Origin of the sequence: Microbacterium sp. NPDC028030, from assembly GCF_040637855.1 — a bacterium.
GTDB lineage: Bacteria > Actinomycetota > Actinomycetes > Actinomycetales > Microbacteriaceae > Microbacterium.
Window position 1 is genome coordinate 740399 of sequence record NZ_JBEZXF010000002.1, and the last position, 12155, is coordinate 752553.

The 12155-nt window shown below is 68.9% G+C and carries 11 protein-coding genes; 3 read left to right on the forward strand and 8 right to left on the reverse strand.

Annotation, left to right across the window (positions count from 1 at the left end; translation table 11 throughout):
• Positions 1-3: 3 nt before the first annotated feature.
• The 5 genes from AB0E56_RS12480 to AB0E56_RS12500 form a co-directional block, all read right to left on the reverse strand.
• Complete coding sequence (locus AB0E56_RS12480) at positions 4-444, reverse strand: hypothetical protein (RefSeq protein WP_359800060.1); 441 nt, start codon at positions 442-444, stop codon at positions 4-6.
• Positions 444-1184, reverse strand: a complete 741-nt coding sequence (gene dapB / locus AB0E56_RS12485; protein ID WP_359799338.1) for a 4-hydroxy-tetrahydrodipicolinate reductase — start codon at positions 1182-1184, stop codon at positions 444-446. The genes AB0E56_RS12480 and dapB overlap by 1 nt, the downstream gene beginning before the upstream one ends.
• Before the next feature lie 148 nt (positions 1185-1332).
• On the reverse strand, positions 1333-1935 hold the full coding sequence (locus AB0E56_RS12490) for a histidine phosphatase family protein (protein WP_359799339.1): 603 nt from the start codon (positions 1933-1935) through the stop codon (positions 1333-1335).
• A gap of 69 nt (positions 1936-2004) precedes the next feature.
• On the reverse strand, positions 2005-3033 hold the full coding sequence (locus AB0E56_RS12495) for an aldo/keto reductase (RefSeq protein ID WP_359799340.1): 1029 nt from the start codon (positions 3031-3033) through the stop codon (positions 2005-2007).
• A 218-nt stretch (positions 3034-3251) separates the two neighbouring features.
• Positions 3252-5528, reverse strand: coding sequence for a polyribonucleotide nucleotidyltransferase (locus AB0E56_RS12500; protein ID WP_359799342.1), 2277 nt, complete (start codon positions 5526-5528; stop codon positions 3252-3254).
• 359 nt (positions 5529-5887) lie between these two features.
• Here AB0E56_RS12500 and AB0E56_RS12505 point away from each other — a divergent pair, with 359 nt between their 5' ends.
• On the forward strand, positions 5888-7198 hold the full coding sequence (locus AB0E56_RS12505; protein WP_359799344.1) for a UDP-glucose/GDP-mannose dehydrogenase family protein: 1311 nt from the start codon (positions 5888-5890) through the stop codon (positions 7196-7198).
• Positions 7199-7234: 36 nt separating this feature from the next.
• Here AB0E56_RS12505 and AB0E56_RS12510 read toward each other — a convergent pair whose 3' ends face one another.
• On the reverse strand, positions 7235-9136 hold the full coding sequence (locus tag AB0E56_RS12510; protein WP_359799346.1) for a GDSL-type esterase/lipase family protein: 1902 nt from the start codon (positions 9134-9136) through the stop codon (positions 7235-7237).
• A gap of 179 nt (positions 9137-9315) precedes the next feature.
• Between AB0E56_RS12510 and AB0E56_RS12515 the strand changes: the two genes are divergently transcribed.
• Together AB0E56_RS12515 and AB0E56_RS12520 are read left to right on the forward strand one after the other, a co-directional pair.
• A complete protein-coding gene (locus AB0E56_RS12515; protein WP_359799347.1) occupies positions 9316-9900 on the forward strand; it encodes a VTT domain-containing protein in 585 nt (194 codons plus the stop codon).
• 32 nt (positions 9901-9932) lie between these two features.
• Complete coding sequence (locus tag AB0E56_RS12520; protein ID WP_183152518.1) at positions 9933-10109, forward strand: DUF5302 domain-containing protein; 177 nt, start codon at positions 9933-9935, stop codon at positions 10107-10109.
• Positions 10110-10208: 99 nt separating this feature from the next.
• On the opposite strand, the gene AB0E56_RS12525 is transcribed toward AB0E56_RS12520, so the two are convergent.
• Together AB0E56_RS12525 and AB0E56_RS12530 are read right to left on the reverse strand one after the other, a co-directional pair.
• The gene (locus AB0E56_RS12525) at positions 10209-10853 is read right to left on the reverse strand and encodes an FMN reductase (protein ID WP_359799349.1); all 645 of its coding nucleotides are present in this window, start codon (positions 10851-10853) and stop codon (positions 10209-10211) included.
• A 1-nt stretch (position 10854) separates the two neighbouring features.
• On the reverse strand, positions 10855-12081 hold the full coding sequence (locus AB0E56_RS12530) for an LLM class flavin-dependent oxidoreductase (protein WP_359799351.1): 1227 nt from the start codon (positions 12079-12081) through the stop codon (positions 10855-10857).
• Between the last annotated feature and the right edge of the window lie 74 nt (positions 12082-12155).

Below are 12155 nucleotides of genomic sequence, written 5' to 3' on the forward strand. Positions count from 1 at the left end.
GCGTCAGGGTCGGCGACGAGCGAGGCGGATCGCCTCGCGGATGCTGGCCCTGGCGTCCTTACGGCGGCCGGCCGCATCCTGGACGACGCCCAGGCGGTAGCGCGCGCGCCAGTCGTCGTCGGCCGCATCCGCTTCCGAGGCGTACCGAGCGATGAGCGGATCCGCGTCTGCGCGAGCGATCCGACCACTCGGCGTGAGCTCCGTCTCGACCGGGGGCATCCCGCCTTCGGCATCGAGTAGACGTCCGAGGCGGTCCGCTCCGAAGCCGAACATCATCTCCCTGACCAACGCCCAGGCCCCGATGGGCGCCAGCACGAGGAGGGTGATCCCCATTCCGATCGACACCGCAGTGCCGACGGACATGAACATCACCGCGAGCCAGATGGCCACGGCGAGGTAGACGAGCAGCGCCGCAGCCATCAGGCCGACGCCGATGCGCGACATCACGATCGGATGCCGATGTCGATCATGTGCTCGAGGCCCACGACCACACCCGTCGCGTTGAGCGCGAAGGGCACGGCGAGCCGGATTCCGGGCGCGTAAGCCAACGCCGAGTCGGTCGTGTCGTGAGTGAAGGTGAGCGACTCGCCGGGACCGGAGAGGATGACCTCCTGCTTCGCGACCACGCCAGGGCGGCGCAGCGAATGGATCGGCACGCTGCCGACCTGCTGTCCACGCGCGCGCTGATCCGCATGCGGCGCACTGACGGGCCCGTTCTCCGCCCGAGCAGCGGCGATCAGTTCCGCCGTCCGCACGGCGGTTCCGCTCGGAGAGTCGATCTTGGTCTCGCGGTGTGCCTCGACGATCTCCGCCGAACCGAAGAACGGGGCCGCCGCAGCAGCCAGTGCCGAGCCGAGCACCGAACCCAACGAGAAGTTGGGGATGAAGACCGCACCGGTGCCGGCAGCCTCGACGAGAGGGCGCACGAGCGCGATCCGCTCCGCCGACCAGCCCGAGGTCGCGACCAGGACGTTGGTGCCGCGCTCGACGGCTGCACGCACGACCTCGATGCTCACCTGCGGTGTCGAAGCGTCCACCACCAGATCCGCCCCGTCGAGCTCGGAGAGATCACTGGACGAGGTCAGCACGCGGCTCACCTCGAAGCCCTCGAGCTCATCGATCACCGAGCCGATGATCGTGCCGAGCTTCCCGGTTCCGCCGACGAGGGCTACCTGCGTGGTCATGTGCCCAGTCTATTTCGGCGCCGGTGGGGTGCGGCCGGGGGCGCGCGGGCGGCGCTGCGGTTTGCCGGAGTGCGGCACCAGATCCGGCGTGGCACTCACAGAGTCCGATCGCAGAGCAGCGCGGCCCCCGCCCCCTTCGGGTGCCGCCTCAGACCAGGAGGGCGTCGGGGATGCCGGTGCGCAACTCCACGGGGAGGTGGCCGGTGTCGTTATGGGTGAGGAGAGTCCAGGGTCGCCCCTGCTTCTGCGCGATGACCGTGAGGCCGCAATGGGACTGATTCAACGTCATCCATCGCCACTCCGGAGCCGCGAGCACCTCGCGGACGAACCACGAGATCACGAAGTTGTGTGTGATGAGCACCTCATGCACTTCGCCGGTCTTGCGTACGAGGAACTCGTTGACCGCGTCCGACATCTGCGCCCGCCCCGCCTCGATCTCCGCCTCGGTGACCGATCCGAAGAACGGCTCGAACACCGCGGGAGTGTCTTCCGTCATGCCGGTCGGCACGCAGTCGAACAGCAACGCGGTCGGCTCGGGGTCCACGGAGGGAAGACGAGCGGCGATCGCCCGGGCCGTCTCGTTCGCCCGCAGCAGCGGTGAATGCCAGACAGCATCGAGTGGAAGCCCGGACAGCCGGTCGGCGATCAGCTCGGCCTGCCGCTGCCCTCGGGGAGAGAGGGGTCCATCGGCGAGACCGTGCTCCGCGTCCTGATGTTCACCGTGTCTGACCAGATATATGTAGTGCGTCACAACTCGCTCGCTTCATCGCCAGCATTCGCCGGGCCTCCTTCCCACCCTATGTCACGGGTGGGGGGAAGCTCAGTTGCCGGCCCGGGTGAGCTCGGCGAGGTGGCTGCGCGACAGCGAGACCCCCGCGCCCTGCATGAGCTCGTCGACATGATCGGTGGCGAAGGCGTTCACGATCGGCGCGGCGATCGTGCGCTGCGCCAGCAGCCAGGCGATCGACACGGCCGCGACGGGAACCGCGAGCTCCTCCGCGACCTGGTCCAGCGCGCGCAGGATCTTGATCCCCCGCCGGTTGAGGTGCCCCCTGAGCTGCTCGCCGCGGACCCCCCGCGATGTGAGCGCCTTGTTGCGATGCCGCCCGGACAGGAATCCGTGTTCGAGTGCATGCGACGGGGTCACTGCGAGGTTCTGCGCACCGGCGACCAGACGCAGATCGCCCTCGAACGGCTGACGCCGGATCAGGTTGTACGGCGCATCGATCACCTGGATACGTGGGTAGCCTGCCGAGGCGAGGATGCGCGCCTCGACGAGTCGCTCCGGCGCAAGTCCGTAGGCGCCGACGGCCCCGACCTTGCCGGCATCCGCCAGCCACTCCACTGTTGCGAGGGTGTCTTCCAGGTTCGTCGTCGCGTCGAGGGTGGCGTCGAGGTACAGCACGTCGATCCGCTCGACACCGAGTCTGGTGAGCGAGCCCTCCACCGCACGCACGAGGTTCACGGAGCCGAGTCCCGGGTTGTCGGCGTGCGCGCCGATGCGCACGCTCAACACCGCCCGATCGCGTCGTCCGCGTGACCGCAGCCACTGTCCGATGATGTGCTCGCTACGCCCGCCCGAGAAGCCGTCCGCGGTGTGGATGGCGTTCCCGCCGAACTCCACATAGCGATCGAGGATGCCGTGGCTGGTCTCGAGGTCGACGTTCCAGCCGAATTCGGCTGCGCCGAGCATCAGCGGAAAGGTCTCGAATCCGGTCTCTCCCAGAGGAACGCGGATCGTCTCTCCTATCCCGGGGCCGACGATGGGGATCGGCGCGGAGGGATGCTCGGCGGGTCCCTGCTGGGCGCGCTCGGCGTCTGCTCCCGCGCCTACGCTGAACAACCGCATTCTCTCTCACCCCCGCGTCGATCGGTGCGTGCCGACCTGCGTACCTGCTCGATCTGCACCCCCCGGTGCGTACTTCGAGGGTAAGCGACTTCCCCGAACGTCTTGACCAATCCAGGGAACGGCGCGGAAACGTCCGATAACGATTTGGTCACACCGGGACGACGAAGCCCGGGCCCGTCCAGTGCGGACGGACCCGGGCTCCGATGCCGGCGCTGTGCTTACTCGGCGGCAGCGTCCTCTGCAGGCGCTGCCTCGGCAGCTGGTGCCTCGTCGATCACGGGCTCGAGCGACAGCTTGCCTCGGTCATCGATCTTCGTGATCTTCACGAGGATCTTCTGGCCGACCGACAGGACGTCGTCGACGTTCTCGACACGCTTGCCACCGGCGAGCTTGCGCACCTCGGTGACGTGCAGCAGGCCGTCCTTGCCCGGGAGGAGCGAGATGAACGCACCGAAGGTGGCGATCTTCACGACGGTGCCGAGGAACTGCTCCCCGACCTCCGGGTTGGTCGGGTTGGCGATCGCGTTGACCTGGGCGCGGGCGGCCTCGGCCGAGGGGCCGTCGGTCGCGCCGATGTAGACGGTGCCGTCCTCCTCGATGGAGATCTGCGCACCGGTCTCGTCCTGGATCGCGTTGATCGTCTTGCCCTTCGGGCCGATCAGCTCGCCGATCTTGTCGACCGGGATCTGCACGCTGATGACGCGCGGCGCGGTGGGCGCCATCTCGTCGGGAGCGTCGATCGCGGCGTTCAGGACGTTGAGGATCGTCAGACGAGCCTCCTTGGCCTGGGTCAGCGCGCCCGCGAGCACCGACGACGGGATGCCGTCGAGCTTCGTGTCGAGCTGGATCGCCGTGACGAACTCGCTGGTGCCTGCCACCTTGAAGTCCATGTCGCCGAGCGCGTCCTCCGCGCCCAGGATGTCGGTCAGGGCCGCGTATCGGGTCTCACCGTCGACCTCGTCGGAGACGAGACCCATCGCAATGCCGGCGACGGGAGCGCGCAGCGGCACACCCGCGTTCAGCAGCGACAGCGTCGATGCGCAGACGGAGCCCATCGACGTGGAGCCGTTGGAGCTCAGCGCCTCGGACACCTGACGGATGGCGTACGGGAACTCCTCGCGGCTCGGCAGCACCGGCACGAGGGCGCGCTCGGCGAGGAAGCCGTGCCCGATCTCGCGACGCTTCGGCGAACCGACGCGGCCGGTCTCACCGGTCGAGTACGGCGGGAAGTTGTAGTGGTGCATGTAGCGCTTGCTCGTCGTGGGCGACAGCGAGTCGATCTGCTGCTCCATCTTGAGCATGTTCAGCGTGGTGATGCCCAGGATCTGGGTCTCGCCACGCTGGAAGATCGCGGAGCCGTGCACGCGCGGGATGACCTGCACCTCGGCGTCGAGCGGACGGATGTCCGCCAGGCCACGGCCGTCGATGCGCGCACCCTCGGTGAGGATGCGGCCACGGACGATCTTCTTCGTCACGGACTTGTACGCGGCGGAGAACTCCAGCGGAGCGGCGGCCGGAAGCGAACCCGCCTCGGTCGCCTCGATGAGCTCGGCCTTCACGCGGTCCTTGATCGCATCGTCAGCGGTCTGACGCTCGGTCTTGTCGGCGATCTGGTAGACGTCGCTGAGTTCGGCGAACGCGCGCTCGGACACGAAGTTGTAGACCTCGTCGCTGTACGCCGGGAAGACGGGGTAGACACCCGGCTCCTTCGACGCCGTCGCGGCGAGCTCTGCCTGAGCCTTGACGAGCTGAGCGATGAACGGCTTCGAGGCCTCGAGGCCCTGGGCCACGATCTCTTCGCTCGGCTTGGTGGCGCCGGCCTTGATGAGGTTCCAGCTGTCCTCGGTCGCCTCGGCCTCCACCATCATGATGGCGACGTCTTCCGAGCCGTCGGCCTTGGTGACGACGCGACCGGCGACGATCAGGTCGAACACGGCCTCGGAGACCTGCTCCGCGGTCGGGAACGCGACCCACTGGTCCTCGTGCTGGCCGTGCCCAGGGATGAACGCGAGGCGCACACCGGCGACGGGGCCCGAGAACGGCAGACCCGAGATCTGCGTCGACGCCGACGCGGCGTTGATCGCGAGCGCGTCGTAGAACTCGCCCGGCGCGATCGAGAGGACGGTGATGACGATCTGGACCTCGTTGCGGAGGCCGTCGACGAACGACGGACGCAGCGGGCGGTCGATCAGACGGCAGACGAGGATCGCCTCGGTGGAGGGGCGGCCCTCGCGACGGAAGAACGAGCCGGGGATCTTGCCCGCGGCGTAAGAGCGCTCCTCGACATCGACCGTCAGCGGGAAGAAGTCGAAGCCCTCGCGCGGGTGTTTGCCCGCGCTGGTGGCCGAGAGGAGCATGGTCTCGCCGTCGAGGTACGCGGCGACAGCGCCCTGAGCCTGCTGCGCGAGGCGGCCGGTCTCGAAGCGGATGGTGCGGGTGCCGAAGCGGCCGTTGTCGAGAACGGCCTCGGTGGCGGTGATTTCAGGACCTTCCAAGAGGTCTCTCCTTCTTTGTTTAGACTCGCGAATCCGTATGACGCGCGAGCATGTTCAAAGGAGCGGAACGGAAGGGTTCGGGCGCGCGGGCACTCCCGCGAATCTCGCCTGCGCTGGCCACCAGTAGAAAGCCACCCGACGCGTGCCGAGGAACCCACCACAGGGGACCAGCTTCTCCGCCGATCGCTCCATGAGTCGATATGAAATTGTGCGGTTGACAGACGCCAACCGCATCCACCCTACCAGCGCCGACCGCGATTCCCTCGTGGCGCCGTGCATCGCGGACAGGACATACGTCGGCCATACGACGTTCACCCGACGGATGCCCTCAGGTGGGGGTGATCGGTTCTGCTGAGTCCATGCGCATGTCAGTGATCGGCTGCGGGTACCTCGGTGCCGTGCACGCCGCTGCGATGGCCTCGATCGGGCACGACGTCGTCGGCATCGACGTGGACGAGCGGAAGATCGCCGCCCTGGCGTCGGGCGCTGCGCCGTTCTTCGAACCCCGGCTGCCGGAACTCCTGGCCGAGGGACTCGGTTCGGGGCGGCTGCGGTTCAGCAGTCAGATGGCGGACGCCGAGGGTGCGCAGGTGCACTTCGTGGCAGTCGGCACACCTCAGGTGGCAGGGGGACACGCCGCCGACCTCCGATTCGTCGAGGCGGCCGTCGACGGCCTGCGCCCTCACCTGAGGCCGGGCGATGTCGTCGCAGGCAAATCCACCGTCCCGGTCGGCACCGCTGCACGGCTCGCCGCACGCGTGATCGACACAGGGGCGACGCTCGTCTGGAACCCGGAGTTCCTCCGCGAGGGCTGGGCCGTGCATGACACGCTCGCGCCCGACCGGCTCGTGGTGGGCGCGGAGCAGGACGCGGATGGCGGGCGCGCCGTCGCCGTGCTGCGCGACGCCTACGCGCAGGCCATCGACGCGGGCACTCCGTTCCTCGTGACGGACCTTGCCACCGCCGAGCTCGTGAAGGGTGCGGCCAACGCCTTCCTCGCGACGAAGATCTCGTTCATCAACGCGATGGCGGAGATCGCCGAAGCCTCCGGCGCCGACGTCGCACTTCTCGCGGACGCCCTCGGATACGACACCCGGATCGGGCGACGCTACCTCGGGGCGGGCATCGGTTTCGGTGGAGGCTGCCTCCCGAAGGACATCCGCTCCTTCGCCGCGCGCGCCGACGAGCTCGGCCGCGGCGAAGCGGTCGGTTTCCTCCGTGAAGTCGACGCGATCAATCTGCGGCGACGGGAACGCGCCGTCCGGCTCGTGGTCGATGCGCTGGGTGGACTCGTGTTCGGGCGACGGATCGCGGTGCTCGGAGCCGCGTTCAAACCGTTCAGCGACGACATCCGCGACTCCCCCGCCCTCGACGTGGCCGTGCGTCTGCGCGGTCTGGGAGCGGATGTCGTCGTCACCGACCCGGCTGCGATCGACAACGCGTCCGCCGCGCACCCGCAGCTCGGATACGCGCGAGACCGGGATGAGGCTCTCCGCGACGCCGACGCGATCGTCGTCGTGACCGAATGGGATGAGTACCGCCGGGATCTCTCGCCGGAGCACGCGGGTGCTCTGGTGCGCGGCCGCGTCGTCGTCGACGGCCGCAGCTGCCTCGACGCCGCAGCCTGGCGTGCGGCGGGCTGGCAGTACCACGGCTTGGGCCGCCGATAGCTCACGCGAGCCACGACGGTGGTCGCGGTCCTGCGATCAGCGCACCGTCACGCCACGTCCGGCCGGGGTCCGGCCGAGATACACGTAGTCCTGGTGCTTCGACGCCCTGCCGTCGCCGGCGGCACGCCCATGCAGCCGACGCCACACCCAGGGAAGGGCATGACGACGCCACCAGACCCCGACGCTGATGGGTTCATGCTCGTGCAGTGCAGCGTCGAGAAGTCCGAGCGCATCGGCGTCGGGCACACCGAGCATCTCTCCCGCCCGATACGCGAGGAAGCGATGCCCGCGACTGCTCAGATGCACGAGATCCTCCCCCCAGTTCGGCCGCTCCGCGAGAGACGGATACAGGTCGGTGTCGATGAGCATCGCACCGGTGCGCGCGGCGATGCCCGCCAACGCCGTGGCGAACGCGGCGAACCTCCGGGTGTAGATGACCGCCGCACGACGCCCCGGCAGGAACGGCGTGACCAGGAGCACGTCCGCGCCGGCTTCCCTGAGCCGGACGACCGCACCTTCCAGTTCCAGTGCGAGCGCGTGGATGTCCACGTGATGCTTCACGAGGTCGTTGGCGCCGATCAGGATCGAGACGAGGTCCGGACGCAGCTCCACCGCCCGCTCCGTCTGCATGCCGGCCACATCACGCACCCGCTTCGAGCGGATCGCGAGGTTCGCGTAGTGCAGGCCGCCCTGCGCCGCGAGAAGCAGTGCGAGGCGATCGGCCCACCCGCGCAGGGCGCCGTCGGGGGCCGGGTCGCACAGTCCCTCCGTGAGCGAATCTCCGAGCGCGACGAAACGCCGCCAACGACGGGGTGTCACCGCCGCAGGGACTTCCGGCCGGACCGTGCGTCGCGCCCGTGCTCCCCTGTCGGCACGGTGCAGCGTCCGCGCCTCGTCATAATGCCCCAGGAGCTGATCGCACACGCTCGCCCAGCTGCGGTCCTGCACTGCCGCATGGCCTGCTGCGCCGAACGCGTGTCGCTTCCGAGCGTCCCCCGCGAGGTCGGCCACACGCATCCGAAGGTCCGCGTGATCCCCCGGTCGGTACAGCCAGCCGTCGATGCCCATCCGCACGAGGTCGAGGGGGCCTCCGCGACCTGTCGCGATCACGGGCACGCCGCTCGCGTGCGCCTCCTGGAGCGTCTGACCGAAAGTCTCGCTCTCGCCGGGATGCACGAACAGGTCGAACGACGCCATCGCGGACGCGAGCGCCAGACCGTCGAGGTGCCCGAGGAACACCGCCTCCGGGAGCAGGCTCTCCAGCCGTGCCCTGCTGGGCCCGTCCCCGACGATCACGATTCGCGTCCCTGGGATGTCACGCAGCGCGGCGAGATCCTCGACCTGCTTCTCGGGAGCGAGACGCCCCACATAGCCGATCACGACCTCTGCCGCCCAGGAGGCGCGAAGCGCTACGTCGCGACGTGCGGGCTGGAAGCGTTCCGCATCGACGCCCCTCCCCCAGCGCCGCACACGGTCAACGCCCAGTGCGGCGAGCTGCTGAGCGGAGTCGGCGGATGGAGCGAGGGTCAACGTCGCCCGGCGGTGCAATCGCGAGATGTGGGACTGGGCGATACCGGTCGTCGCGGCGATGCGGTAGCGCTCCGTGTACGCCGCCACGTCCGTCTGATAGGCGGCCGCACTGGGGACGCCGAGGCGCTCCGCGGCGAGCACGCCACGCCAGCCGAGCGCGAAGGGCGAAGCGAGATGCACCACATCCGGCTGGAACCGCTGGAGCGACGAGGCGATGCGATGCACGCCGGACGTCCCGACCCTGACGTTGCGATAGCCCGGCAGCGGGAGGCTCGGAATGGCCTCGATGAGCGCGCCGTCGACCTGGGCGGGAATTCCGTCGGCAGCGGGCGCGATGACGTGTGCGTCGTGACCCGCGTGCTCGAGGTGCCGAAGGATCTGCAGCACCGAGCCGGTGACGCCGTTCATGTGCGGAAGGAAGGACTCCGTGACGATCGCTACTCTCACACGCCAAGGATGACGGCGGTCCCGGCCGCCACCGGCCGGAAACGACCTTCGGCACCAGATGTTCACCGGATGCTGGACGGGGGGTCACCGGTTATCCGGCCTTTGGTTCCCGTTCACCGGCGGAAGGCACAGTGGGCGACGTGGCTGCCGACATGCTCACCGAATCACTCGCCGGCCCGTGGAGCCTGGCGTTCATGTGCCTGCTCGTCGTCGGAGATGCGTTCTTCGTCGTCGTACCGGGAGAGATCGCGGTGACCGCCCTCGGAGCGCTCGCCGTGACGACGGGTACTCCGCCGCTCTGGGCCGTCGTCGTGTGCGCGGCCGCCGCCGCGACTCTCGGCGATGCCTGCTGCTACGTGCTCGGGCGGCTGGTCGGCACCGAACGCTGGCGGTGGATGCGAGCAGCGCGCGTGCAGCAGGCTCTCGCGTGGGCGCGGCGTCGACTCGACGCCGGCACGGCCACCGTCCTGTTCACCGCCCGCTTCGTCCCGTTCGCGCGGCTCGCGATCAATCTGGTGGCGGGAGCATCGCGCATCCATCCGCCGCGCTACCTCGCTCTGGTCGCCCTCGCCGCCACGGGATGGGCGGGGTACCAGGCGGCGGTCGGCGCCGCCGTCGCTGCCGTCCTCCCCGGAGGTCCGCTCGTCGCGGTGCCCGTCTCCGTGGTCTTCGCGATCGGTCTCGGCCTGCTGTTCGACCTCATCAGTCGACGCACGAGAGGGTGAGAGAGCGCACTCCGGTGCTCTAGGCTCGGGGCATGAGCACCGAAGAAGGCGCCACCTCCGCTGAGGAGATGAAGCGCAAGTTCAAGGAAGCGCTCGAGAAGAAGAACGCGCACCACCGGCAGGGCGAGGCACACCTCGACGGCGATTCGGCCGTCCACAGCGCGAACGCCCCGCAGACCCGGCGTGAGTTCCGACGCAAGAGCGGTTGACCGCGCGGATGCGGGAGCCCGTACACCCGGGCTCCCGCATCCCTCTCTCCTTCGTGACGTCACCCCGTCGCCGACGAGGTCACCGTGCTGCTGGCAGCGTCACTCGCCGGCGAGGCCGCCCAGCATGTGGCCGAAGGAGCGTCCTTCGCCGAGGTACGTCGCCGGGTCGTACGGGTCGGCCACCGTGGTGGCGTCGCGACGAGCGATGGCTTCTGCGAGCTCGGTCGCGCCCTTCTCGACGCGCTTGCCGAGCGGTGCCACATCATCGCCGGAGCCGCCCCAGTCGCTCGACGCCGCGAACACGCCCGTGGACACGGCCTCCGCGTGCAGGTAGGCGAAGAGCGGCCGGATGGCGTAGTCGATCGCGAGCGAGTGCCGCGCGGTGCCGGCGTTCGCGCCGATCAGCACCGGCTTGCCGGTGAGCGCATCCGGGTCGAGGACGTCGATGAACGACTTGAACAGTCCGGAGTAGCTCGTCGAGAAGATCGGCGTCACCGCGATCAGCGCATCGGCCGATACCACCGTATTGATGGCGGACTCCAGCGCCGGCGGAGCGAACCCCGTGAGCATGTTGTTCGTGATGTCGTGCGCATAGTCGCGCAGCTCGATCACATCGACGCTCGCCTCGATGTCGCGCTCGGCGAGAGCTTGGACGGTGGCAGCAGCCAGCCGGTCGGCGAGCATCCTGGTGGATGACGGGTTCGACAGGCCCGCCGCGACGACGGCGATCCTCCGCGTGGTCATCTCAGGCCTCCTTCCGGCCGAGTCCGAATGCTGCGCCCGCCGGTGCGGGTGTGTCCTGGTACGGCGAGTCCCCCGTCAGGTTGTCGCCGCGGTTGGCGCCCGGACGCGCCTGCCGGGTGGGACCGTCGCCGAACTCAGCCCGGACCCGCGCGGCGTGCGTGGGCGCGTCCGGCACGGCGGCCGGACGGTCCTTCGCCAGCTCCTTGCGCAGCACAGGGACGACCTCGGAGCCGAGGATGTCGAGCTGCTCGAGAACGGTCTTCAGCGGCAGGCCAGCGTGGTCGATGAGGAACAACTGGCGCTGGTAGTCGCCGTAGTGCTCGCGCATGGCAGCGTAGCGGTCGATGACCTGCTGCGGCGAGCCCACCGTCAGCGGGGTCATCTCGGTGAAGTCCTCCATGCTGGGGCCGTGACCGTAGACCGGTGCGTTGTCGAAGTACGGACGGAACTGGTTCACGGCGTCCTGCGACTTCGCTGCCATGAAGACCTGACCGCCGAGTCCGACGATCGCCTGCTCTCTGGTGCCGTGCCCGTAGTGCTCGAAGCGCTGCCGGTACAGCTCGATCAGACGCTGGTAGTGCTCCTTGGGCCAGAAGATGTTGTTCGCGAAGAACCCGTCGCCGTAATAGGCGGCCTGCTCGGCGATCTCCGGGGTGCGGATCGAGCCGTGCCACACGAAGGGCGCGATGCCGTCGAGGGGGCGGGGGGTCGAGGTGAAGCCCTGCAGCGGGGTGCGGAACTTGCCCTCCCAGTCCACGACGTCCTCACGCCACAGCTTGTGCAGCAAAGCGTAGTTCTCGATCGCGAGCGGAAGACCCTGCCGGATGTCCTGCCCGAACCACGGGTAGACCGGCCCGGTGTTGCCGCGGCCGAGCATGAGGTCCATGCGGCCATCGGACACGTGCTGCAGCATCGCGTACTCCTCGGCGATGCGCACAGGGTCGTTCGTGGTGATGAGCGTCGTCGACGTCGAGACGATCAAGCGCCCGGTCTGCGCGGCGAGAGCCGCGAGGAAGGTGGTGGGGCTGGAGGACCAGAACGGCGGATTGTGGTGCTCACCGATCGCGAAGACGTCGAGCCCGACCTCTTCGGCGTGCACGGCGATGGCCGTCGTCGCCTTGATGCGCTCCTGCTCGCTGGGGGTGACCCCCGTGGTGGGATCGCGGGTGATGTCGCTGACCGACATGATGCCGAACTGCATCGCCTGCGCGCCTGACTGCTCGCTCATGATTGCTCCGTGTCTCCGAAGCGGATGACTCGCATCCGTTTCTATTCATTTGAATGTACTTGTGTCAACGCGCT